At 66.0% G+C, this 22,735-nt stretch carries 20 protein-coding genes; 14 read left to right on the top strand and 6 right to left on the bottom strand.

Features of this window, described 5'->3' with window-relative positions; genetic code table 11:
* The first annotated feature begins 55 nt into the window (after positions 1-55).
* The 8 genes from G7007_RS03890 to G7007_RS03855 all read left to right on the top strand — a co-directional run bounded on the left by G7007_RS03890 (position 56) and on the right by G7007_RS03855 (position 8,806).
* Positions 56-664 carry a biliverdin-producing heme oxygenase gene (locus tag G7007_RS03890; protein ID WP_181099109.1) on the top strand — a complete coding sequence of 203 codons (609 nt, stop codon included), beginning with the start codon at positions 56-58 and terminating at the stop codon, positions 662-664.
* Between the two features lie 50 nt (positions 665-714).
* The gene (locus G7007_RS03885) at positions 715-1,152 is read left to right on the top strand and encodes a YbaN family protein (RefSeq protein ID WP_181099313.1); all 438 of its coding nucleotides are present in this window, start codon (positions 715-717) and stop codon (positions 1,150-1,152) included.
* A 75-nt stretch (positions 1,153-1,227) separates the two neighbouring features.
* Positions 1,228-1,587, top strand: coding sequence for a DUF5064 family protein (locus G7007_RS03880; RefSeq protein WP_181099108.1), 360 nt, complete (start codon positions 1,228-1,230; stop codon positions 1,585-1,587).
* Between the two features lie 211 nt (positions 1,588-1,798).
* Positions 1,799-3,307: a sigma-54-dependent transcriptional regulator gene (locus G7007_RS03875; RefSeq protein ID WP_181099107.1), complete on the top strand. Its 1,509-nt coding sequence runs from the start codon at positions 1,799-1,801 to the stop codon at positions 3,305-3,307.
* Positions 3,308-3,708: 401 nt separating this feature from the next.
* Complete coding sequence (gcvP, locus tag G7007_RS03870; RefSeq protein ID WP_181099106.1) at positions 3,709-6,564, top strand: aminomethyl-transferring glycine dehydrogenase; 2,856 nt, start codon at positions 3,709-3,711, stop codon at positions 6,562-6,564.
* Between the two features lie 9 nt (positions 6,565-6,573).
* Positions 6,574-7,698 carry a glycine cleavage system aminomethyltransferase GcvT gene (gene gcvT, locus G7007_RS03865; RefSeq protein WP_181099105.1) on the top strand — a complete coding sequence of 375 codons (1,125 nt, stop codon included), beginning with the start codon at positions 6,574-6,576 and terminating at the stop codon, positions 7,696-7,698.
* Positions 7,699-8,022: 324 nt separating this feature from the next.
* Positions 8,023-8,235, top strand: coding sequence for a cold-shock protein (locus tag G7007_RS03860; protein WP_145185302.1), 213 nt, complete (start codon positions 8,023-8,025; stop codon positions 8,233-8,235).
* A gap of 82 nt (positions 8,236-8,317) precedes the next feature.
* A complete protein-coding gene (locus G7007_RS03855; protein ID WP_181099104.1) occupies positions 8,318-8,806 on the top strand; it encodes an RDD family protein in 489 nt (162 codons plus the stop codon).
* 275 nt (positions 8,807-9,081) lie between these two features.
* Here the strand turns inward: G7007_RS03855 and lptG are convergent, their stop codons facing one another.
* Together lptG and lptF are read right to left on the bottom strand one after the other, a co-directional pair.
* Complete coding sequence (lptG, locus tag G7007_RS03850) at positions 9,082-10,143, bottom strand: LPS export ABC transporter permease LptG (RefSeq protein WP_181099103.1); 1,062 nt, start codon at positions 10,141-10,143, stop codon at positions 9,082-9,084.
* Positions 10,140-11,252 (bottom strand): LPS export ABC transporter permease LptF, encoded by a 1,113-nt coding sequence (gene lptF / locus G7007_RS03845; protein WP_181099102.1) that lies wholly within the window; start codon positions 11,250-11,252, stop codon positions 10,140-10,142. Before lptF ends, lptG begins: the two co-directional genes overlap by 4 nt.
* 286 nt (positions 11,253-11,538) lie before the next feature.
* On the opposite strand from lptF, the gene G7007_RS03840 reads away from it, so the two are divergent.
* The 5 genes from G7007_RS03840 (at position 11,539) to rlmF (ending at position 18,078) form a co-directional block, all read left to right on the top strand.
* The gene (locus tag G7007_RS03840; RefSeq protein WP_181099101.1) at positions 11,539-13,032 is read left to right on the top strand and encodes a leucyl aminopeptidase; all 1,494 of its coding nucleotides are present in this window, start codon (positions 11,539-11,541) and stop codon (positions 13,030-13,032) included.
* Positions 13,033-13,078: 46 nt separating this feature from the next.
* Complete coding sequence (locus G7007_RS03835; RefSeq protein ID WP_181099100.1) at positions 13,079-13,507, top strand: DNA polymerase III subunit chi; 429 nt, start codon at positions 13,079-13,081, stop codon at positions 13,505-13,507.
* 5 nt (positions 13,508-13,512) lie between these two features.
* On the top strand, positions 13,513-13,884 hold the full coding sequence (locus G7007_RS03830; RefSeq protein ID WP_181099099.1) for a DNA polymerase III subunit chi: 372 nt from the start codon (positions 13,513-13,515) through the stop codon (positions 13,882-13,884).
* A 289-nt stretch (positions 13,885-14,173) separates the two neighbouring features.
* Entirely contained in the window at positions 14,174-17,020 is a 2,847-nt protein-coding gene (locus G7007_RS03825) for a valine--tRNA ligase (RefSeq protein WP_181099098.1), read from the top strand.
* 101 nt (positions 17,021-17,121) lie between these two features.
* Positions 17,122-18,078 carry a 23S rRNA (adenine(1618)-N(6))-methyltransferase RlmF gene (gene rlmF / locus G7007_RS03820; RefSeq protein ID WP_181099097.1) on the top strand — a complete coding sequence of 319 codons (957 nt, stop codon included), beginning with the start codon at positions 17,122-17,124 and terminating at the stop codon, positions 18,076-18,078.
* Between the two features lie 51 nt (positions 18,079-18,129).
* Here the strand turns inward: rlmF and G7007_RS03815 are convergent, their stop codons facing one another.
* The gene (locus G7007_RS03815; RefSeq protein WP_060394826.1) at positions 18,130-18,411 is read right to left on the bottom strand and encodes an HU family DNA-binding protein; all 282 of its coding nucleotides are present in this window, start codon (positions 18,409-18,411) and stop codon (positions 18,130-18,132) included.
* Positions 18,412-18,790: 379 nt separating this feature from the next.
* Here G7007_RS03815 and yejK point away from each other — a divergent pair, with 379 nt between their 5' ends.
* The gene (yejK, locus tag G7007_RS03810) at positions 18,791-19,798 is read left to right on the top strand and encodes a nucleoid-associated protein YejK (RefSeq protein WP_181099096.1); all 1,008 of its coding nucleotides are present in this window, start codon (positions 18,791-18,793) and stop codon (positions 19,796-19,798) included.
* Between the two features lie 153 nt (positions 19,799-19,951).
* Here yejK and G7007_RS03805 read toward each other — a convergent pair whose 3' ends face one another.
* From G7007_RS03805 to hisC, 3 genes are all read right to left on the bottom strand, one after another.
* Positions 19,952-20,269 (bottom strand): GIY-YIG nuclease family protein, encoded by a 318-nt coding sequence (locus G7007_RS03805; protein ID WP_181099311.1) that lies wholly within the window; start codon positions 20,267-20,269, stop codon positions 19,952-19,954.
* A gap of 49 nt (positions 20,270-20,318) precedes the next feature.
* Positions 20,319-21,587: a CynX/NimT family MFS transporter gene (locus G7007_RS03800; protein WP_181099095.1), complete on the bottom strand. Its 1,269-nt coding sequence runs from the start codon at positions 21,585-21,587 to the stop codon at positions 20,319-20,321.
* Positions 21,588-21,687: 100 nt separating this feature from the next.
* The gene (gene hisC, locus G7007_RS03795) at positions 21,688-22,734 is read right to left on the bottom strand and encodes a histidinol-phosphate transaminase (protein WP_181099094.1); all 1,047 of its coding nucleotides are present in this window, start codon (positions 22,732-22,734) and stop codon (positions 21,688-21,690) included.
* Between the last annotated feature and the right edge of the window lies 1 nt (position 22,735).

The following is a 22,735-nucleotide window of genomic DNA, read 5'->3' as shown; positions in this document are numbered from 1 at the left end:
GAACGCTCTGGTTCGTCTTTATTGAGTGCTCTTCACTTCGCCTCGAGAGGCTGCCATGACCCAAACCTCATCCGTTGAACGCCCCCTCCTGCGCTCGCAGCGCCTGAACCACGTCACCCACGCCCCGCACAGCGTTCTGGACGCGTTGGTCAAAAGCCACGCGCCGTTCGACGACCGAGCGCGTTTCGCTCGCTTCGTCGCCGCTCAGTACCTGTTCCAGTCAGAGCTGCGACCGCTGTATGGCGATCCACGTCTGGTGGCGTTGTTTCCCGACTTGCCGCAACGCTGCCGCGCCGAGGAGGCGCGCCTGGATCTGGTCGATCTGGGTCTGCCCCTTCCGGCGGCCGTCGCAGGTGCGCCGACCGCGCTCGACCTGGGTAGCGCACTGGGCTGGATCTTCGTCTCGGAAGGCTCCAAACTGGGCGCTGCGTTCCTGATCAAGCGCGCCGAAGCCCTGGGCTTGTCGGCGCACTTCGGGGCACGCCACCTGAGCGAACCCGAAGGCGGCCGCGCCGATGGCTGGAAACGCTTCGTTCGGGCGCTCGATGCGGTAACCTTGAGCGCCGAACAGGACGTCGCTGCCGACCACGGCGCGGTCGCAGCCTTCGAACGCTTCACCGTTCTGCTCCAGCATGCCTACGCGAACGAGACGGCATGCGCCTGACCCGTACTCGACCGCCGCTGCTGGCGGTCGAACCACCGTTGCGCGAGACCATGACCCAGCCCGCCCGATCCAAGCTGTCCCGCCTGCTCTACGCGCTCCTGGCCTACACCAGCCTGGGGATCGGCCTGATCGCGATCGTCATCCCCGGGCTGCCGACCACCGAGTTCATCCTGCTCGCGGCCTGGGCAGCGACGCGCAGCTCGCCCAGGCTCAGCGCCTGGTTGGAAACGCACCGGGTGTTCGGGCCGATCCTGCACAACTGGCGCAACGGCAAGGTCATCCAGCGTCGGGCCAAGGTCAGCGCCACCGTGAGCATGCTCGTCTGCGCGGTCGTGATGCTGGTCTGGCTCGAGCATCGCTGGCCGGTGTTCCTGGCCATCGGCGGCATGGCGCTGGGCAACCTGTGGATCTGGTCGCGGCCTGAACGGGTCGTCCTGTCGCCGTCCCCGGCGAGCCCTTCGGAGGACCGCAAGTCGCAAGGGGGTTGACCTGTGCGGCAAGCTGTCATGCACTGCCTGCCAGAAGGGCACACCCTTCGCCACCCCAGCCCTGAGGAGATCGACATGGCCCGTTTCGTACCTGGTCACCTGCACATCGAGCGTCATGCGTTGAACAAGGACGATCACAGCTACGAGCTGAGCCTGGACTACGAGGTCGCCCAGGATCCACGGGAGGGTCAGGGCATGCAGTTCCGCTTGCACGGCACGGTCCAGGGCACGGCCCTGGACGAGACGTTCTTCCTGCCCAAGGACCAGGCGTTCGACTTCGCCCGCCACGCCACCCGCATCGCGCACCGTCATGGGCTGCCCAGCGATGCCGGCATCGTTTCGGCACACGCTTGCTACGATGCGATGTTCGAAGACGTGCGTGCCCAGCTGGACGTGCATTCGGGCGACCCGGTCAAGCCGGAGCATCTGGTGTAGCGCGAAGACCGGAGAGGTGGCACGGCCCTTCCACGGCAGCCACCGGGCCGACCTCGACGAGGCCTGCCAACCCCCATGCGTTCGGCAACCTGGCCGTTCGCCAGCGTGAATCGCCAGCGGATCTGTCGCCTTTGCCTGCCACCCGCCGATTCTTTCGCACCGTCGCCAGTCCCCAGGCATACTGCGCGCTTCTACCCTGCGGCCCTCCTCCATGCGCATCCATGTCAGCTTCATCGACCGCGTCGGCATCACCCAGGAAGTCCTGGCCTTGCTCGGTGCACGCCACCTCAACCTCGATGCCGTGGAGATGGTTCCGCCCAACGTCTACATCGACGCCCCGACCCTGAGCCCGTCGGTACTCGAAGAGTTGCACGACGCCCTGTTCGAGGTGAACGGCGTGCAGGCCGTGGAAGTGGTCGACATCCTGCCAGGACAACGCCGCCATCTGCAGCTCGATGCCTTGTTGGCGGCCATGAGCGACCCGGTGCTGGCAGTCGATCGCGCCGGCCAGGTGCTGCTCGCCAACCCGGCGTTCATCGCGCTGTGCGGACGCGAATCGGCCGGGCGCTCGATCGGCGAGCTGTTCGGCGACCCGGCCTTGCACCAAGCGCTGCTGGACAACAACTTTCGCCTGCCGATGCGCGAGGTGCAGCTCGATGGCCAGAGCCTGCTGCTCGACGCTACGCCGATCACCGACGCCGGCGGTCTGCTGACGCTGTATCCGCCGCAGCGCATGGGCGAGCGGCTGTCGGCCCTGCACCATGGTCATGCCGAGGGGTTCGACGCCTTGCTGGGCGAATCGCCCGCCATCCGGACCCTCAAGGCACGGGCACTGCGGGTGGCCGGGCTGGAGGCGCCCTTGCTGGTGCAAGGCGAGACGGGGACCGGCAAAGAGCTGGTGGCCCGTGGTTGCCATGCCGCCAGCAGTCGACGCAACGGGCCTTTCCTGGCACTCAACTGCGCGGCGCTGCCGGAAAGCCTCGCCGAAAGCGAGCTGTTCGGCTACGCACCCGGCGCCTTCACCGGCGCCCAGCGCGGCGGCAAGCCGGGGTTGATGGAGCTGGCCAACCACGGCACGGTGTTTCTCGATGAAATCGGCGAGATGTCGCCCTACCTGCAGGCCAAGCTGCTGCGCTTTCTCAGCGACGGCACGTTTCGCCGGGTGGGGGGTGACCGCGAGATCAAGGTCGATGTGCGCATCATCAGTGCGACCCACCGTGACCTGGAAGCCATGGTCGCCCAAGGCAGCTTTCGCGAAGACCTGTTCTATCGCTTGAACGTGCTGAACCTTCAGGTACCGCCCCTGCGCGAGCGCGGCCAGGACATCCTGCTGCTGGCGCACATGTTCATGCAGCAGGCTTGCGCCCAGATCCAGCGCCCGGCCTGTCGCCTGGCCACGGCCACCCATGCGGCACTGGCGGCCAATCCCTGGCCGGGCAACGTGCGCCAGTTGCAGAACGTGATCTTTCGTGCCGCCGCCATCTGTGAGGGTCCCTGGGTAGGGATCGACGATCTCGATATCGCCGGCACCTCGGTGGGCGGCAGACAGGACAGCGAAATAGTCAGCCTCGAGCAGGCCGTGGAGGCCTTCGAGCGCGACCTGCTGCAAAAACTCTATGTCAGCTTCCCTTCAACACGTCTGTTGGCGACTCGCCTGGAGACATCGCACACGGCAATTGCCCATCGTCTGCGCAAGTACGGCATCCGCAACCTGAGCTGATCGGAACGATATCGATACGACGTAGCGATATCGTTACATACGCATAGAAGCAAGCATTCCAGCCTTAGATCCAGATGGTACCCAGGATAGCCAAGACGCACCTCCGTGAGACTGGAACGATTTCGCTACAGACAACGCAGGTGTACCCGTACTCAAGCGCTTGGTCCAAGCCTTCTATCGCGCCTGCACCGTGAGGAAGGAGAAAACACACCCATTCTTTCAGGTCGATACCGGGTTATGGCTCGATGTACTGAAGGGTCTCCACAGGTTGGCCGCGTTATTGCTACGCAGAGCGTCGAGCTCGTCAAAGCAGCACGACGCACCGCCCTCCTGACCCGTGGGCTCCTTCGGGCGCCGTGCGCTTCACCGAACGATCACCACAGGTCGAGGTTAACTGCACCATGTCCCATACACTTGGCACCGCCAACGAATTCGTCAGCCGTCACATCGGCCCTGACCACGACGACGAGCAGGTCATGCTCCAGACCCTGGGCTTCGACTCGCTCGACGCACTGACCGACGCCGTCATTCCGGCGAGCATCAAGGGCAGCAGCGTGCTGCCCGCAGGCGATGGGCAAAGCGAAGCCCATGCCCTGGCCGCACTCAAGGCCATCGCCGAGCGCAACCAACTGTTCAGGAGTTTCATCGGCCAGGGTTACCACAACTGCCATACGCCTGCGCCGATCCTGCGCAATCTGCTGGAAAACCCGGCCTGGTACACCGCCTACACACCCTATCAGCCCGAGATTTCCCAAGGCCGTCTGGAGGCATTGCTCAACTTCCAGACGCTGATCAGCGACCTCACCGGTCTGCCCATCGCCAACGCCTCGCTGCTCGACGAAGCCACGGCGGCGGCCGAGGCCATGACCTTCTGCAAGCGTCTGTCGAAGAACAAGGCCAGCGATGCGTTCTTCGTCTCCTGCCATTGCCACCCGCAGACCATGGACGTGCTGCGCACCCGTGCCGCACCGCTGGGCATCGAGATCGTGGTGGGCGACGAGCAGGCCTGGCCGACCGACACCACGTTCTTCGGCGCCTTGCTGCAATACCCGGCCAGCCAGGGCGATGTGGTCGATCATCGCGCCCTGGTAGAGCGTCTGCACCAGGCCAACACCTTGGTGGTGATCGCCGCCGACCTGCTGGCCCTGACCCTGCTGACGCCACCGGGCGAATTCGGTGCCGACGTGGCCATCGGCACGGCACAGCGCTTCGGCGTGCCCCTGGGGTTCGGCGGCCCCCATGCGGCCTATTTCGCCACCCGCGACGCGTTCAAGCGCGACATGCCCGGGCGCCTGGTCGGCGTGTCGGTCGACCGCTTCGGCGCACCGGCGCTGCGCCTGGCCATGCAGACCCGCGAGCAGCACATCCGGCGTGAGAAGGCCACCAGCAACATCTGCACGGCGCAGGTCCTGCTGGCCAACATCGCCAGCATGTACGCGGTGTACCACGGTCCGGTCGGCCTGACGCGCATCGCCCAGCGCACGCACACGCTGACCAGCATCCTGGCGGCCGGGCTGCGCCAGCTGGGCGTGAAGGTCGTGACCCAAGCGTGGTTCGACACCCTGACCCTGGCCACCGGCGGCGCCACGATGCAGGTGCACGAGCGCGCCCGGTCGCAGCGGATCAACCTGCGCGCGATCGATGCGCAGCACCTGGGCCTGTCGCTGGATGAAACCACCACGCCCGCCGACGTCGAGGCGCTCTGGGCCTTGTTCGCCGAGCAACAACCGTGTCCGGATTTCGAGGCCCTGGCCGAGGCGACCCTCTCCCCGCTGCCGACGTCCCTGCTGCGCCAATCGGCCTTCCTGCGGCACCCGGTGTTCAACCGTCACCACAGCGAAACCGAACTGATGCGCTACCTGCGGCGCCTGGCCGACAAGGACCTGGCCCTGGACCGCAGCATGATCCCGCTGGGCTCCTGCACCATGAAGCTCAATGCCGCCAGCGAGATGATCCCGGTCACCTGGCCGGCGTTCGCCAACGTGCACCCGTTCGTGCCCGCCGAGCAGAGCCAGGGGTACCGTCAGCTCACCGACGAACTCGAGGCCATGCTCTGCGCCGCGACCGGCTACGACGCCGTCTCGTTGCAGCCCAACGCCGGCTCGCAAGGCGAATATGCCGGCCTGCTGGCGATTCGCGCCTACCACCGCAGCCGGGGCGAGGCGCACCGCGACGTCTGCCTGATCCCGTCCTCGGCCCACGGCACCAACCCGGCCACCGCGCACATGGCCGGCATGCGCGTGGTGGTGACCGCCTGCGATGCGCGGGGCAACGTCGACCTGGCCGACTTGCGGGCCAAGGCCGAACAGCATGGCGCGAACCTGGCCGCGCTGATGATCACCTACCCGTCCACCCACGGCGTGTTCGAGGAGGCGATCAAGGACATCTGCGCCATCATCCATGCCCAGGGCGGCCAGGTGTACATCGACGGCGCCAACATGAACGCGATGGTCGGGCTATGCGCACCAGGCCAGTTCGGCGGCGACGTCTCCCACCTCAACCTGCACAAGACCTTCTGCATTCCCCACGGGGGCGGTGGGCCAGGTGTCGGGCCGATCGGCGTCAAGGCGCACCTGGCGCCGTTCCTGCCCGGGCATGCGCGCCTGGGCAATGCCGACGGCGTGGTCTGCGCCGCACCGTTCGGCAGTGCCAGCATCCTGCCGATCACCTGGATGTACATCCGCATGATGGGCGGCAGCGGCCTGAAGCGTGCGTCGCAGGTCGCCATCCTCAACGCCAACTACATCGCCCGCCGCCTGGAGGCGCATTACCCGGTGCTGTACGCTGGCAGCAATGGGCTGGTGGCGCACGAGTGCATCCTCGACCTGCGACCTCTGAAAGAGACCAGCGGCATCACGGTGGACGATGTGGCCAAGCGCCTGATCGACTTCGGCTTCCATGCCCCGACCATGTCGTTCCCGGTGGCGGGCACCCTGATGATCGAGCCCACCGAAAGCGAATCGCTGCACGAGCTGGAGCGCTTCTGCGAAGCGATGATCCGCATCCGCGAGGAAATCCGCGCCATCGAGACCGGTCAGGCGGACCGTGAGGACAACCCTTTGAAAAACGCCCCGCACACGGCCGCCGAACTGGTGGGTGACTGGCCGCATGGCTACGGACGCGAGCAGGCCGTGTACCCCGTGCCGAGCCTGGTGCAGGACAAGTACTGGCCGCCGGTGGGCCGGGTCGACAACGTCTTCGGCGATCGCAACCTGGTGTGCGCCTGCCCGTCGGTCGAACACTATCAGGACGCCTGAGGAATCCGCATGAGCGACACATTACGCAAGACCCCGCTGCACGCCTTGCACCTCGAGCTGGGCGCACGCCTGGTGCCGTTCGCCGGCTACGAGATGCCGGTGCAGTATCCGCTGGGCGTGCTCAAGGAGCACCTGCATACCCGGGCGCAGGCCGGGCTGTTCGACGTTTCGCACATGGGGCAGATCCTGCTGGTGGGCGAGCAGGCCGCCGCGGCGCTGGAGGCCCTGGTGCCGGTGGACCTCATCGACCTGCCGGAGGGGATGCAACGCTACGCGCTGTTCACCGATTCGAACGGTGGCATCCTCGACGACCTGATGGTGGCCAGGCTGAGCCCGGACCGGTTGCTGCTGGTGGTCAACGCCGCCTGCAAGGATCAGGACCTGGCGCACCTGCGCCGCCACCTGGAGGGGCAGTGCGACATCCATGCGCTGTTCGAAGAGCGCGCGCTGCTGGCCCTGCAAGGGCCGGCCGCCGTGCAGGTCCTGCAAGACCTGGCACCCGAGGTGGCCTCGATGACCTTCATGCAGGTCCGTGAAGTGCGCCTGCTGGGGGAGAACTGCATCGTCAGCCGTTCGGGCTACACCGGTGAGGACGGCTTCGAGATCTCGGTCCCCACTCCCGTGGCCGAAGCGCTCGCTCGGCGCCTGCTGACCTATCCGCAGGTCGAGGCCATCGGCCTGGGTGCGCGCGACTCGTTGCGTCTGGAGGCCGGCCTGTGCCTGTACGGGCATGACATGAGTGTCGGCACCACGCCTCTGGAGGCGGGGCTGGGCTGGGCGATTTCCAAGGCCCGTCGTACGGGTGGCGCGCGCGCCGGTGGCTTTCCTGGGGCCGAGCGCGTGCTTGCGCAGTGTACGCAAGGCGTCGAACGCAAACGGACGGGGCTGTTGGTCCAGGAGCGCACCCCCGTGCGCGAAGGTGCCGAGATCGTCGACGGCCAGGGGCACGTGGTCGGCACGGTGTGCAGTGGTGGGTATGGCCCGACGCGCAGTGCGCCGGTGGCCATGGCCTATCTCGACACACAGGCGCCACTCGACACGCGGCGCTTGTTCGCCGTCGTGCGTGGTAAGCACATACCGGTGATACCGAGCGCCCTGCCCTTCGTGGAGACGCGTTACTACCGAGGCCGATAAAGCCGACAGGGCAATGCGGCATGTTCGTTTTCGAACCTGCCGCCTGTCTGCTCGGCAGGTCTTCAGCCCAGACGCCACGCGGCGTTGGGCTCCTGTCGAGAGGTCGGCGAAAGGGGGTTGGAGAGGGCTTGTATTTGCCGCCGAAGTTGGCGTAGAGTCGAATCACTGTGTTTGCGTGGGTCGCAACAGTTCGTGACCTGGGCCAGTAGCCATAGCCTGCTACAACCCGTTCGTCGTCCTACTTTCCGCAACCCGGCCCAGTGCACTTTCATCCCTGCATGAAAGCAACTGTCATCTCATTCAAGTTTCATAGGAAATAAGACAATGGCTAACCGTCAGAACGGTACCGTCAAGTGGTTCAACGACGAGAAAGGTTACGGCTTCATCACCCCAGAATCCGGTGCAGACCTGTTCGTGCACTTCCGTGCCATCGAAGGTAACGGCTTCAAGAGCCTGAAAGAAGGCCAGAAGGTCACCTTCGAAGCCGTGCAGGGCCAGAAAGGCATGCAGGCCGACAAAGTCCAAGTCGCCGAGTAATCGCGACGCGTCGAAAGAACCCTCGCCCTGGGCGGGGGTTTTTTTCGTCTTCACGAATCCTTCCCCCACGAGAGTATCCGCCATGGCCTGCCCGCCCCTGCGACCTTCCGGCGATTTCCCGCCTGCGGGGCTCGGCGTACGCCTGGCGGCCCTGCTTTACGACAGCCTGTTGTGCCTCGCCCTGCTGATGGTGACCACAGGCCTCTATACGCTGGCGCGCCTGGCGATCATAGGGGACGCGCGTTTGCGGGTGCTGAGCGAAAGCGGAGCCCTGGATGGCGATCCGTGGCTGAGGCTCGTGTTGCTGGGCGTGCTGTTCGGGTTCTTCGCGCTGTTCTGGACGCGAGAAGGACAGACCTTGGGCATGCAGGTATGGCGGGTGCGGGTGGAGAACCAGGGAGGCGGTGCGCTCAGCCTGGGCCAGGCTGCGGTACGCTTTGTGGTCGCGATCTTTTCGTGGGGGTGTCTTGGGCTTGGGTTCGTCTGGGCACTGCGCGATGGACAGCGGCGCGGCTGGCACGACCTGTGTTCTGGCAGCCGACTGGTGCGGTTGCCCAAGCGCCAGGCGTGAAGCTCATCGGGAGAATCGATTTGCCTGCTGGACATCGAGGGTTCAGGTTACCTTCGAGGGCCCTATCGCGGGCAAGCCCGCTCCCACAGGAGGGCTGCGCTTGCCTGGGGCAACGTCCCCGCGCAATGCGGTGCTTGTAGACCTTGCGATCCCGAACATCAGGCAGAACTGCCCTGAAACCCCGTACCTGTGGGAGCGGGCTTGCCCGCGATAGGTCGTGCAGGGCTGCACGGCCCGGCAAGCGGCCGTAGAGGCTGCTTGCCGGATGCCGCCGCTTAGCCCGCCCGACGCAACAGCCACACCCCGGCCAGGGCGCAGATACCGGCCGGCAACAGCACGGCCAGCAAGGGTGGGAAGCCGAACACCTGGCTCGACGGGCCGAGCAGGTCCTGGGCGATGCGGAACACGAAGCCCACCAGCACGCCGGTGAACACCCGCTGCCCCAGCGTCACCGAGCGCAGCGGCCCGAAGATGAACGAGATCGCCATCAGTACTAGGGCTGCCGTCACCGCCGGCTGCAGGATCTTGGTCCAGAACGCCAGCCAGTAGCGTGCGTTGTTCAAGCCCTGGTCGCCGAGGTAGTGGATGTAGTCCCACAGCCCGGTGATGGACAGCGACTCCGGCGCCAGGATCACGGTGTTGAGCAGCTCGGGCGTGACCGACACGTCCCAGCGCTCTTCGTCGGCTTTGACCACTTCGGTGTGATCGCCGCGGAACCAGGTCGTGCTGACCTCGTTGAGCCTCCAGTGATCGGTCGCGTAGGTGGCACGGCGCGCGAAACTGGCGCTGAGAATCTTGCGCTGGTCATCGAAGCGGTAACGCGTCACGCCCAGCAACAGCCCGTTGGGCTGGACCGAGTTGATGTGCACGAACTCCTCACCCTGACGGTGCCACATGCCGTGCTTGGAGCTTTGCGATTCGCCCGCGCCCTGGGCCAGCGAGCGCCGGGCCTGTGCGGCGTTCTCGGTGGCTGGCGCCACGTACTCGCCGATCAGCAGACCGGCCAGCATCAGCACCAGCATCGGCTTCATGACCGCCCAGACGATCCGCCCGATCGACACGCCCGCGGCGCGCATGATGGTCAGTTCGCTGCTGCTGGCCAGCGTGCCCAGGCCGATCAGGCAGCCGATCAGCGCGGCCATCGGCAGCATGTCGTACAACCGCCGTGGCGCGGTCAGCAGCACGTACCAGCCGGCCTCCCACAGCGTGTAGGTGTCGCTCAGGTCGCCCATCTCGTCGATGAAGGCGAACAGCGAGGCCAGGCCAAGGATGATGCCCAGCACCGCCAGGATGGCCAGCAGCACGCTGGAGCCGATGTAGCGATCCAGCTTGGTCATTGGGCCACCCCCGCACGGCGGGCGGCACGCTTGAGCTTGAGCGGCTCCCAGTACAGCAGCGCCAGGCCGATCAGCAGGAATATGCCATGGACCCACCACATGCCCAGGCCGATGGGCAGCTTGCCCTTCTCCAGGGCGCCACGCACGGAAATCAACATCGTCAGGTAGGCCATGTACAGAAGAATCGCCGGCAGCAGCTTGAGGAAGCGGCCTTGACGTGGATTGACCCGCGACAGCGGCACGGCCATCAGGGTCACGATGAATACCAGGATCGGCAACGACAGGCGCCACTGCAGCTCGGCCCGCTCGCGCAGCCCGTCCTGACCGAGCAGTTGCATCGTCGGGATCGCTTCGCGCTCGGTGACTTCCTCGCTGACTTCCGGCTTGGGCAGCAGCACGCCATAGGTGTCGTACTGGATGGCGCGGTAGTCGGCCTCGCCCGGGTTACCGTCGTACCGGTAGCCGTTCTCCAGGATCAGGTAGCGATTGCCGTCGGGACGCACTTCCTGGTGACCCCGCTCGGCGACCAGCACCGACGGGCCCCGCTCCTTGGTCTTGTCCTGATTCAGGCGTTTTTCGGAAATGAACACGCCACCGAGGTTTGCGCGGTCATCGGACAGCTCCTCGGTGTAGGTCACCCGCGTGCCGTCGCGCAAGGTCTGGAAGCGGCCCGGCACCAGGGTGTCGAACTCGGTCAGCGCGTCCTGCTGACTGATGATCTTCTGCACCTGCGCCACGCCGACCGGCGCCAGGCTCAGGCTCAGCCAGGCCACCAGCACGGCGATCAGCGCCGCCGGCGCCAGGGTCAGTGCCAGCAGGCGCTGCTGACTCATGCCGGTGGCCGAGAGCACAGTCATCTCGCTTTCCAGGTACAACCGCCCATAAGCCAGCAGGATGCCGAGAAACAGCCCCAGCGGCAGGATCAGTTGCAGGAAGCCGGGCAGACGGAAGCCCATGATCAGGAACAGCACGCCAGGATCGAGCGCGCCCTGGGCCGCCTGGGCCAAGTACTTGATGAAGCGCCCGCTCATGATGATCACCAGCAGCACGGCGCTGACGGCGCTCAAGGTCACCAGGACCTCGCGGGAGAGATAACGGAAGACGATCAAACCAGACACTCCTGGGTTGTCAGGGACGAACAGCCGGACAATGGGTACAGACAGCGGCTACCAAGGCCGGTTCGCCAGCGGCGGGCCGCCTCGTGAAGTGCGCGCATTATCCTGTGATTGACCGCGCCTGTCACTGCACGACGCGCGACCTGTCATGCCGGGGTTGTCAGCGCGCCCGCCGCAGGCTCAAACTGGCAGCTTTTCGACTGGCCTGCGTTCGCGCGGCCAGCTCCGCCGGGCAGGCGCGAACACGCCGCCCACAGATCGAACATTCGGGGATCCTGACATGGAACTGGTTGTAAAGAGCGCAGCGGCTGCATCGGTGAAAACCGCCACCCTGGTCCTGGCGATCGGCGAAGGCCAGGTCCTGGGCCGTAGCGCCCAGGCCATCGACGTGGCCAGTGGTGGCGAGCTCGGCCGCGTGCTGGCCCGTGGCGACCTGGCCGGCAAGCCGGGCCAGACCCTGCTGCTGCAAGGCCTGTCCGGGGTCAAGGCCGAGCGCGTGCTGCTGGTCGGGCATGGCAAGGAAGAGGCGCTCGGCGATCGCGCCTGGCGCAAGCTGGTCACGGCCGTGGCCGGTGCCCTGAAGCACCTGGCCGGCAGCGACGCGACCCTGGCCTTCGACGACCTGCGTGTCGAGGGCCGCGAAGGTCACTACGGCAAATACCGCCTGCTGGCCGAGACCCTGCTCGACAGCGAGTACGTGTTCGACCGCTTCAAGCTCACCAAGGCCGAGCCACGCGCCCTGAAGAAGCTCGCCCTGCTGGTCGACGAGGTGGCCGTGGCCGAGGCCGAGCGTGCCGTGCGTCACGCTCGCGCCATCGCCGGTGGCATGGCGTACACCCGCGACCTGGGCAACCTGCCGCCGAACATCTGCCACCCCAGCTTCCTCGCCGAACAGGCCAAGGACCTGGGCAAGGCCCACAAGAAGCTCAAGGTCGAGATCCTCGACGAGAAGAAGATCAAGGACCTGGGCATGGGCGCCTTCTACGCCGTCGGCCAGGGCAGCGACCAGCCACCACGCCTGATCGTGCTCAACTACCAGGGCGCGAAGAAGTCCGAGCAGCCGTTCGTGCTGGTGGGCAAGGGCATCACCTTCGACACCGGCGGCATCAGCCTCAAGCCAGGCGCCGGCATGGACGAGATGAAGTACGACATGGGCGGTGCTGCCAGCGTCTTCGGTACCCTGCGTGCGGTCCTGGAGCTGGAGCTGCCGATCAACCTGGTGTGCCTGCTGGCCTGCGCCGAAAACATGCCCAGCGGCGGCGCCACCCGCCCGGGCGACATCGTCACCACCATGAGCGGCCAGACCGTCGAAATCCTCAACACCGACGCCGAAGGCCGCCTGGTGCTGTGCGACACCCTGACCTACGCCGAGCGCTTCAAGCCTCGTGCGGTAATCGACATCGCCACGCTGACGGGTGCCTGCATCGTGGCGCTGGGCAGCCATGTATCGGGCCTGATGGGCAACGACGATGCGCTGGTCGAGCAGTTGCTGTCCGCCGGCAAGCGCGCCGACGACCGCGCCTGGCAACTGCCGCTGTTCGACGAGTACCAGGAGCAGCTGGACAGCCCGTTCGCCGACATCGCCAACATCGGCGGCCCCAAGGCCGGCTCCATCACCGCGGGCTGCTTCCTGTCGCGCTTTGCCAAGACCTACGCCTGGGCGCACCTGGACATCGCCGGGACCGCCTGGATCAGTGGTGGCAAGGACAAGGGCGCCAGCGGCCGTCCCGTGCCCCTGCTGACCCAGTACCTGCTCGACCGCATCGAGGCCTGAGGCCGAACGCCGACACCCTCACCCGGTGTCGGCCTGCCCTGTTCCCATGAGCCAAGTCGATTTCTACGTGCTGCCCACCTCCGCCTTGTCGGCGCGGCTGGCGTTCGCCTGCAAGCTCTGCGAGAAAGCCTGGCGGCTCGGCCACCCGGTGTACCTGCACTGCCAGGACGCCGAGCAGCGTGATGCCCTGGATGAGCAGCTCTGGCAGTTCAAGGGCGAGGCGTTCGTGCCCCACGACCAGGCCGAGGAGAACGCCGACGGTCCGGTGGTGCTGGGCCTCGGTGCCGAGGTCGGGCCGCGCGGTGGTCTGCTGATCAACCTGGGCGCCGAGGTCCCGGCCTTCGTCGGCCAGTTCGAGCGCATCGCCGAGATCGTCGTCGAAGAGCCGGGCAGTCGCCAGGCGGCGCGAGAACGGTTCCGTTTCTACCGTGAACAGGGCTATGCTCTGCACAACCACCGCCTACAACGACTCTGACGCCGATGGACAAGCCTGCGCACCTGCCCCGCTCCACGCACCTGCTGGACGACCTGGAATCGATTCGCCAGTTGCTCGGCGACCATGACCTCCAGCCGCCGCTGCTGACCGAGACCGTCGAGCACGCCGTGCCTGCGCCCCTTGCCGTGGTCGATGAATCCGCCGTCACCGACCTCGTCCCGGTCAGCGCCCCGCCTGCCGCCGACACGGCCCAGGCCCGTCGTCAGGACATCCTGCTGCACCTGGACGCCGACCTGCGTGCCGCGGCCCGGCAGATCATGCAGGACGTGATCAACGACTTCACCCCGCACATCGAAACCGAAATCAAGCGCCGTCTCGATGCGCGCCTGGAGCGCCTGCTCAAACGGTCGGAGTGAGCCGTGAGCCGCAAGCCGCAAGCCGCAAGCCGCAAGCCGCAAGCCGCAAGCCGCAAGCCGCAAGCCAGAGCATCAGCACCGCCTTCACGTCCGGTCAACACCTGACATACCGCACTACCGTCAGCTTGTAGCTTGTCGCTTGTCGCTTGTCGCTTGTCGCTTGTAGCTTGTCGCTTGTAGCTTGTAGCTTGTCGCTTGCAGCTCGCCCCCACCGCCTGTGGCCTGCCCCACCCCCCTCCGCTATACTGCCCGGCTTTTCCCGGACAAATGCCATAGGGTCCCGCCGCGCATGGATAAGACCTACCAGCCGCACGCCATCGAAACTTCCTGGTACAACACCTGGGAGTCGGAAAACTACTTCGCCCCACAAGGTGCAGGTGAGCCGTACACCATCATGATCCCGCCGCCGAACGTCACCGGCAGCCTGCACATGGGTCACGGCTTCAACAACGCGATCATGGACGCCCTGATCCGTTTCCGCCGCATGCAGGGCCGCGACACGCTGTGGCAGCCGGGCACCGACCACGCCGGGATCGCGACCCAGATGCTGGTCGAGCGCCAGCTCGAGGCCAAGGGCCAGAACCGTCATGACCTGGGGCGCGAGCAGTTCCTGGACAAGATCTGGGAGTGGAAAGCCGAATCCGGTGGCAACATCAGCCGGCAGATCCGCCGCCTGGGCTCCTCGGTGGACTGGAGCCGTGAGCGCTTCACCATGGACGACGGCCTGTCCGAAGCGGTCAAGGAAGCCTTCGTGCGCCTGCACGAGGACGGCCTGATCTACCGCGGCAAGCGTCTGGTCAACTGGGACACCAAGCTGCACACCGCCATCTCCGACCTCGAAGTGGAAAACCACGACGAGAAGGGCCACCTGTGGAACCTGCGCTACCCGTTGGCCGACGGCGCCACCACGGCCGAGGGCCAGGATCACCTGGTGGTCGCCACCACGCGTCCGGAAACCCTGCTGGGCGATGCCGCCGTCGCGGTCAACCCCAACGACGAGCGCTACAAGGCCCTGATCGGCCAGTTCGTCGAACTGCCGCTGGTCGGTCGCCGCATTCCGATCATCGCCGACGACTACTGCGACCCTGAGTTCGGGACCGGCTGCGTCAAGATCACCCCGGCCCACGACTTCAACGACTACGAAGTCGGCAAGCGCCACGCCCTGCCGCTGCTGAACATCTTCGACAAGAACGCCAGGGTGCTGGCCAATGCCCAGGCGTTCAACCTCGACGGCTCGCTCAACGAGGCCTTCGACACCACCCTGCCGGCCCAGTACGCCGGTCTGGACCGCTTCGCCGCGCGCAAGCAGATCGTCGCCGACCTCGACGCCGCCGGCCTGTTGGTCAGCATCGACGACCATGCCCTGAAGGTGCCCAAGGGCGACCGTTCCGGCACCGTCATCGAGCCGTGGCTGACCGACCAGTGGTACGTGTCGACCAAGCCCCTGGCCGAGCCGGCCATCGCCGCCGTCGAGAACGGGCAGATCCAGTTCGTGCCCAAGCAGTACGAGAACATGTACTTCTCCTGGATGCGCGACATCCAGGACTGGTGCATCAGCCGCCAGCTGTGGTGGGGTCATCGCATCCCGGCCTGGTACGACGAGGCCGGCCAGGTCTATGTCGGCCGCAGCGAGCAGGACGTCCGCACGCGTCACGGCCTGGGCGATGATGTCGCGCTGCGTCAGGACGACGACGTGCTCGACACCTGGTTCAGCTCCGGGCTGTGGACCTTCTCCACGCTCGGCTGGCCCGAGCAGACCGAGTTCCTGAAGAAATTCCACTCCACCGACGTGCTGGTGACCGGCTTCGACATCATCTTCTTCTGGGTCGCGCGCATGATCATGCTGACCCTGCACCTGGTGAAGAACGAGGACGGCACCCCGCAGGTACCGTTCAAGACCGTGTACGTCCACGGCCTGGTGCGCGACGGTCAGGGCCAGAAGATGTCCAAGTCCAAGGGCAACGTCCTGGACCCGCTGGACATCGTCGACGGCATCACCCTCGACGCGCTGCTCGAGAAGCGCACCAGCGGCCTGATGCAGCCCAAGCTGGCCGACAAGATCGCCAAGCAGACCAAGGCCGAGTTCCCCGAGGGCATCGCCAGCTACGGCACCGACGCCCTGCGCTTCACCTTCTGCTCGCTGGCCTCGACCGGTCGTGACATCAAGTTCGACATGGGCCGCGTCGAAGGCTACCGCAACTTCTGCAACAAGATCTGGAACGCCGCTCGCTACGTGCTGGACAAGGGCGAGGACTGCGGCCAGAACGGCGAGCCGGTCGAGCTGTCGCTGGCCGATCGCTGGATCATCTCGCAGCTGCAGCGCACCGAAGCCGAAGTCACGCGCCAGCTCGAGCAGTTCCGCTTCGACCTGGCCAGTCAGGCGCTCTACGAGTTCATCTGGAACCAATACTGCGACTGGTATCTGGAGCTGTCCAAGCCTGTGCTGTGGGACGAGCACGCCCCGGTCGAACGTGCCCGAGGCACGCGTCGCACCCTGGTGCGAGTCCTGGAAGTGGCATTGCGCCTGGCGCACCCGTTCATGCCGTTCATCACCGAAGAGATCTGGCAGCGTATCGCGCCGCTGGCCGGCGTGCAGGGCAAGACCCTGATGCTGCAACCGTGGCCGGTGGCCAACGAGCGCCGCATCGACAGCGCCGCCGAAGGCGACATCGAGTGGCTCAAGGAACTGATGGTCGGCCTGCGCAACATCCGCGCCGAGATGAACATCGGCCCCGGCAAGCCGCTGCCGCTGTTCCTCAAGAACGCCAGTGCCGACGACCAGCGTCGCCTGCAAGAGAACGAAGCCCTGCTCAAGAAGCTGGCCAAGGTCGAATCCTTCACGGTGCTGGGCGAACAGGACGAGGCGCCGCTGTCGGCCACGGCCCTGGTCGGCGACCTGCAGGTGCTGGTACCGATGGCCGGGCTGATCGACAAGGACGCCGAACTGGCGCGCCTGAACAAGGAAATCCAGCGCCTGCAAGGCGAAGTGCAGCGCGTCGGCGGCAAGCTGTCCAACGCGGCCTTCGTCGACAAGGCGCCACCGGCGGTGATCGACAAGGAGCGCGCCAAGCTGGCAGAAGCCGAGCAGGCGCTGGCGAACTTCACCGAACAGCACGCCCGGATCGCGGCCTTGTAAGGTGACGACACGCGACCTGGTCTGACTGGAGGGGCTGCCTGGCAGCCCCTTCGTCGTCTCCGCTCCGCCTCCGGCAGGCCACGCTTCCTCAGGATCCTCCCTTGACTCAGAAACCGACCCTTCACCCGCGCAACCGCCACACCGGCCGATACGACTTCCCCCGCCTCATCGCCGCGCACCCGGACCTGTCCCGCTTCACCCTGGTCAACCCGTACGGCAACCCGAGCATCGACTTCGCCAACCCCGAGGCGGTGCGGGTCTTCAACCGTGCGCTGCTCAAGGCCCAGTACGGCATCGAGCACTGGGACATTCCGGCCGACTACCTTTGCCCGCCGATTCCCGGTCGCGCCGACTACGTGCATGTGCTGGCCGACCTGCTCGCCGAGGACAACGGCGGTGACATCCCGCGTGGCGCGCAGGTTCGCGTCCTGGACGTCGGGGTCGGCGCCAACTGCATCTACCCCCTGCTCGGCAACGCCGACTACCGCTGGCGCTTCATCGGTTCGGACATCGACCCGGTCGCGCTGGCTGCCGCCGGAACCATCGTCCAGGCCAACGGGCTGGGCAGGTTCATCGAGCTGCGCCAGCAGACCGAACGCCGCCACATCCTGCAGGGGCTGCTCAAGCCCGAGGAGCGCCTGGACCTGACCCTGTGCAATCCGCCCTTCCATGCGTCACGGGAAGAAGCGACGCGTGGCAGCCAGCGCAAGTGGAAGAACCTCGGCAAACAGGACCCCAAGCGCGTCCTGCCGGTCCTGAATTTCGGCGGGCAGAACAACGAGCTGTGGTGCGAGGGAGGCGAGATACGTTTCGTCACCCAGCTGATCGGCGAAAGCGTGTCGGTGGGCCAGCAGGTGCTGTGGTTCTCCAGCCTGGTGTCCAAGGCCAGCAACCTGCCCGGCCTCGAGGCAGCGCTGAACAAGGCCGGCGTGGCGGCACGGCGGGTCATCGAGATGGGGCAGGGGCAGAAGCAGAGTCGCGTGGTGGCCTGGAGCTTCCAGGACGAGGCTGGACGCCGCGCCTGGCAGGCGGGCCGCACCGGCAAATCCCAGGCATGAAAAAGCCGCGCCGGGGTTCACCCGACGCGGCTTTCAGTCACGCCTCGACAATTACTTGTTGACGGCGTCGGTCAGGCCTTTGGCCGGCACGAACTTGACGACTTTCTTGGCAGCGATTTCGATGGCAGCGCCAGTCGAAGGGTTGCGGCCGGTACGGGCAGGACGCTCGGAAACTTTCAGCTTGCCGATGCCAGGCAGGGTGATCTCGGCGCCGTTTTCCAGCTGATCAGCGACGATCTGGCCCAGTTGCTCCAGAGCGTTGCGCGCGGTGTTCTTCGGCGCATCGATCGCTTCGGCGATGTCGGCAATCAGTTGGTCTTTGGTCAATGCCATGGTGGTGTTCCTTCCCTATCAATTCAGAGGTTATGCAACGTTCTACATGGGTCATCGAGCCAGGCCCCTCAGGCCCCGGCGTACCGCGTCGTTCGCGTATGTAGATACGCAAACCCGCGTTTGGTTCGACCTCATGCGAGCACGCTGCCAGCAATGCGCTACCCGAAGGACGCAAGACCGGGCAAAGCTACCACAGCAGCGCATAAATATCCGCAGGCGCCGCGCTTTTGTGCAGGTTTTTCGGGGGTTTGCGGGGAAAAAACCAGCCATTCGTACAAAAAACGAGCAACTCCCCAGTGCCCGACCATCGCCCTGCCGAGACCGGCGCAGGGTGCGGTAAACTGGGCCCTTTGCCGCGCTCAACCCAGTCGAGATTTCCATGCCCATTCGTCACTGCATCGTCCACCTGATCGACAAGAAGCCCGACGGCAGTCCGGCCGTGCTGCATGCACGCGATTCGGAGCTGACCGAGTCCGACGCCATCGAACACCTGCTGGCCGACCTGAACGACAGCTACAACGCCAAGCAAGGCAAGGCGTGGGGGCTGTTTCATGGCGAGTCCGGTGCCTACCCCTTCAGCGGCTGGCTAAAACAGTACCTGGAGGGGCAGCAGGACTTCACCGCCTTCAGCAAGCAGGCGGTCGAGCACCTGCAGGCGCTCATGGAAGAGTCCAACCTCTCCACCGGCGGCCACGTGCTGTTCGCCCACTACCAGCAGGGCATGACCGACTACCTGGCCATCGCGCTGCTGCACCACAGCGACGGCGTGGCCGTCAGCGACACGCTCGACGTGACGCCGTCACGCCACCTGGACCTGGGGCAACTGCACCTGGCGGCGCGCATCAATTTGTCCGAGTGGCAAAACAACCCGCAATCCAAGCAGTACATCTCGTTCATCAAGGGCCGCAACGGCAAGAAGGTCTCGGAGTACTTCCGCGACTTCATCGGCTGCCAGGAAGGGGTCGACGGCCCTGGGGAAACCCGTACCCTGCTCAAGGCCTTCAGCGACTTCGTCGAGCAGGAGGACCTGCCTGAAGAAACGGCGCGAGAGAAGACCCAGACGCTGGTCGACTATGCCACCAGCCAGACCAAGCGCGGCGAGCCGGTGACGCTGGAAGAGCTGTCCAGCCTGATCGACGAAGACCGGCCCAAGGCGTTCTTCGACCACATCCGCAACCAGGACTACGGGCTCTCGCCGGAAATCCCGGCGGACAAGCGCACCCTGAACCAGTTCAAGCGCTTCACCGGGCGTGCCGAAGGGTTGTCGATCAGTTTCGAGTCGCACCTGCTGGGCTCGAAGATCGAATACGACGAAGAGGCCGGGACGCTGGTGATCAAAGGGCTACCGACTCAGTTGGTCGACCAGCTGAAGCGGCGCAAGGACTAGGCATCTGGCGGGGCAGCCTGAAGCCACACAAGTGTGTTGCCAGTGGACGTTGGCCTGAACCCATGGGTGTGACTGGCTCCATGGGCCCTGTGGGCCCATGAAATCCGCAACGCCGTCTCTCGGATGCCCCTTCACGTGCAACACAACAGCCGCTCAGTCGCCTCGTTCGATCTCACCGGTATACGTGCGCACCAACGTCTCCTTGGCCGACTTGCGCAGTTTCTTCACCAGCCGCTCCTGGCGCAAGGCCTCGGACTTGTCCGGCCAGCGCTCGACGTACACCAGCGCCTGCGCCGGGCTGGTCTTGAAGTAGCGCGCGCCTTGCCCTTTGCAGTGGGCCAGGAAGCGCCGTTGCGGATCGTCGCTGATCCCGCAGTACAACGAGCCATTGGCGGCCCGCACCAGGTAGACGTACCACGGCTTGCCGATCGCAGTCGTCTGTGCGGCCTGATCGATCCACCCGGCGTCCATCGTCTGCGTAGGCACGTGATCGACCTTCGGCTTCATCGACGCCACCGCCTCACACCCGCTCGCTGGCGACCTGCACATGCAACGCCCGCCCGGCCTTGAGGCCGAACAGCACCGCACCGATCCCCAGGGCGCCGAACACCCAGCCCAACGCCGTCCAGCCGCCCGTCAGGTCATGCAGCACCCCCACCGCAAAAGGCCCCATCGAGGCCAGCGTGTAGCCGACCCCCTGCGCCATGCTCGACAGGTTGGCCGCCACGTGCGCGTCCTTCGAGCGCAGTACGATCAGGGTCAGGGCCAGTGCGAAGGTGCCGCCCTGCCCCAATCCCAGCAGGATGGCCCAGCCCCACAAGCCCTGCAGCGGCGCGTAGAGGCAGCCGAACAAACCCAGCAGCGTGGTCGACATGGCCGCGACGATGATCAGGCGCTGGTCCTTGCTGCGCGAGGCGAGCCATGGCAGGCCCAGGGAACTGACCAGTTGCGTCACCACCGAGCCGGACAGCACCAGCCCGGCCTCGGTCGGCGTCAACCCGCGGCCGATGAGGATCGACGGCAGCCAGCCGAAGACGATGTACGCCAGCGACGACTGCATACCCATGTATAGCGTGACCTGCCAGGCCAGGCGATCACGCCACAGGCCGCGTACCCGGTACACCGCCCGATGAGCGCCATGCCCCTGGCGGGCCTGGGGCACCCAGACCAGCATCGCCAGCACGGCCGGAATGGCCCAGCAACCCAGCCCGATTTCCCAGCTGTCGCCAAAGCGCTGGCTGATGGGCACCGTGGCGCCGGCCGCCAGCGCCGCCCCCAGGCACAGGGCCATGGTGTAGACACCGGTCAGGGTGCCGGCCTGCTGCGGAAAATCACGTTTGACGATGCCCGGTAGCAGGACGCCGATGATGCCGATGCTGGCGCCCGCCAGGAGACTGCCGAGAAACACGCCCACGACCCCGAGGCTGCTGCGCAGCAGAATGCCGCCTGCCAGTACCAGCAGGATCCCCAGTATCACGCGCTCGGCCCCGAACCGACGGGCCAGCACCGGCGCCAAGGGCGCGAACAACCCCAGGCACAGGACTGGCAAGGTCGTCAGCAGCCCGGCCTGGGACGCATTGAGCCCCAGGCTGTCGGACACTTGACCGAGCATGGGCGCCAGGCTCGACAGCGCCGGGCGCAGGTTCAGCGCCACCAGCACCAGACCCAGCAGCAAGAGCCAGGGCCTGACGGCAGGCACGGGCGCAGCCTGGGGCTGGTCGTCTTCGGCGTCGATCAGCAGGGTGTCGAGCTGGGGCGGCGTGGCGGGGTTCGGGTCTTTCATGGTCATCGAAGCTCACGGTTCTGTCGAGGCACACCGGGTCGGCGGCCTGAAAGGCGCCGGGGCCGCATAGCGGCCCCGGCGTCAGGGATCACGGTTCGACCCGCGATCAGTCCAGCGCGTTCAGCAAGGCCTGGTTCTGCTCGGGCGTGCCGATGGTGATGCGCAGGTACTGGGCGATACGCGCCTGCTTGAAGTGACGCACGATCACCCCTTGGGCGCGCAGGCGAGTCGCCAGCTCGGCGGCGTCCTGCTGCGGATGGCGGGCGAAGATGAAGTTCGCCGCCGACGGCAGCACCTCGAACCCCCGCGCGACCAGGGCGTCCACCAGGGCTTCGCGGCTCTCGATCACCTGGCGGCACGTCTGCTCGAAATAGGCACGGTCCTCGAAGGCCGCCGCCGCTCCGACGATCGCCAGGCGGTCGAGCGGGTAGGAGTTGAAGCTGTTCTTGATCCGCTCCAGCGCCTCGATCAGGTCCGGGTGGCCGACCGCCAGACCGACCCGCAAGCCGGCCAGCGAGCGCGACTTGGACAGGGTCTGGGTCACCAGCAGGTTGTCGTAGCGATCGATCAGGCTGATCGCGGTCTGGCCGCCGAAATCGATGTAGGCCTCGTCCACCACCACCACCGAGTCGCGGTTGTGCTGCAGCAACTGCTCGATCGCCTCCAGCGGCAGCAGGACCCCGGTCGGTGCGTTGGGGTTGGGGAAGATGATGCCGGCATTGGCCGTGCGGTAGTCCTCGATGCGGATGCGGAACTGCTCGTCCAGCGCCACCGGTTCGAAGGGAATGCCGTACAGCCCGCAGTAGACCGGGTAGAAGCTGTAGCTGATGTCCGGGAACAGCAAGGGCCCTTCATGCTGGAACAGCCCGTGGAAGATGTGCGCCAGCACCTCGTCCGAACCGTTGCCGAGAAACACCTGATTGGCCGCGATGCCGTAGTGCGCGGCCACGGCGTGCTTGAGCACGTCGCTGTTCGGGTCGGGGTACAGGCGCAACCCCTCCCCCAGCTCGGCACGCATCGCCTCCAGGGCCTTCGGCGAAGGGCCATAGGGGTTTTCGTTGGTGTTGAGCTTGACCAGCCGGGCCAGCTTGGGTTGTTCACCTGGCACGTAGGGCACCAGGTCCTTGACGAACGGGCTCCAGAATCGACTCATG

Origin of the sequence: Pseudomonas entomophila (assembly GCF_013523125.1) — a bacterium.
In the GTDB taxonomy this organism is placed as follows: domain Bacteria; phylum Pseudomonadota; class Gammaproteobacteria; order Pseudomonadales; family Pseudomonadaceae; genus Aquipseudomonas; species Aquipseudomonas entomophila_B.
The sequence above is the reverse complement of the archived record's forward strand: the minus strand, read 5'-3'. Positions and strand labels throughout refer to the sequence as shown.

Bases quoted from the DNA above. Each gene is read 5' to 3' on its own strand.
- G7007_RS03890 (WP_181099109.1), top strand. From the start codon at position 56: ATGACCCAAACCTCATCCGTTGAACGCCCCCTCCTGCGCTCGCAGCGC.
- G7007_RS03885 (WP_181099313.1), top strand. From the start codon at position 715: ATGACCCAGCCCGCCCGATCCAAGCTGTCCCGCCTGCTCTACGCGCTC.
- G7007_RS03880 (WP_181099108.1), top strand. From the start codon at position 1,228: ATGGCCCGTTTCGTACCTGGTCACCTGCACATCGAGCGTCATGCGTTG.
- G7007_RS03875 (WP_181099107.1), top strand. From the start codon at position 1,799: ATGCGCATCCATGTCAGCTTCATCGACCGCGTCGGCATCACCCAGGAA.
- gcvP (WP_181099106.1), top strand. From the start codon at position 3,709: ATGTCCCATACACTTGGCACCGCCAACGAATTCGTCAGCCGTCACATC.
- gcvT (WP_181099105.1), top strand. From the start codon at position 6,574: ATGAGCGACACATTACGCAAGACCCCGCTGCACGCCTTGCACCTCGAG.
- G7007_RS03860 (WP_145185302.1), top strand. From the start codon at position 8,023: ATGGCTAACCGTCAGAACGGTACCGTCAAGTGGTTCAACGACGAGAAA.
- G7007_RS03855 (WP_181099104.1), top strand. From the start codon at position 8,318: ATGGCCTGCCCGCCCCTGCGACCTTCCGGCGATTTCCCGCCTGCGGGG.
- lptG (WP_181099103.1), bottom strand. From the start codon at position 10,143: ATGACCAAGCTGGATCGCTACATCGGCTCCAGCGTGCTGCTGGCCATC.
- G7007_RS03840 (WP_181099101.1), top strand. From the start codon at position 11,539: ATGGAACTGGTTGTAAAGAGCGCAGCGGCTGCATCGGTGAAAACCGCC.
- G7007_RS03835 (WP_181099100.1), top strand. From the start codon at position 13,079: ATGAGCCAAGTCGATTTCTACGTGCTGCCCACCTCCGCCTTGTCGGCG.
- G7007_RS03830 (WP_181099099.1), top strand. From the start codon at position 13,513: ATGGACAAGCCTGCGCACCTGCCCCGCTCCACGCACCTGCTGGACGAC.
- G7007_RS03825 (WP_181099098.1), top strand. From the start codon at position 14,174: ATGGATAAGACCTACCAGCCGCACGCCATCGAAACTTCCTGGTACAAC.
- G7007_RS03815 (WP_060394826.1), bottom strand. From the start codon at position 18,411: ATGGCATTGACCAAAGACCAACTGATTGCCGACATCGCCGAAGCGATC.
- yejK (WP_181099096.1), top strand. From the start codon at position 18,791: ATGCCCATTCGTCACTGCATCGTCCACCTGATCGACAAGAAGCCCGAC.
- G7007_RS03805 (WP_181099311.1), bottom strand. From the start codon at position 20,269: ATGGACGCCGGGTGGATCGATCAGGCCGCACAGACGACTGCGATCGGC.
- G7007_RS03800 (WP_181099095.1), bottom strand. From the start codon at position 21,587: ATGACCATGAAAGACCCGAACCCCGCCACGCCGCCCCAGCTCGACACC.
- hisC (WP_181099094.1), bottom strand. From the start codon at position 22,734: ATGAGTCGATTCTGGAGCCCGTTCGTCAAGGACCTGGTGCCCTACGTG.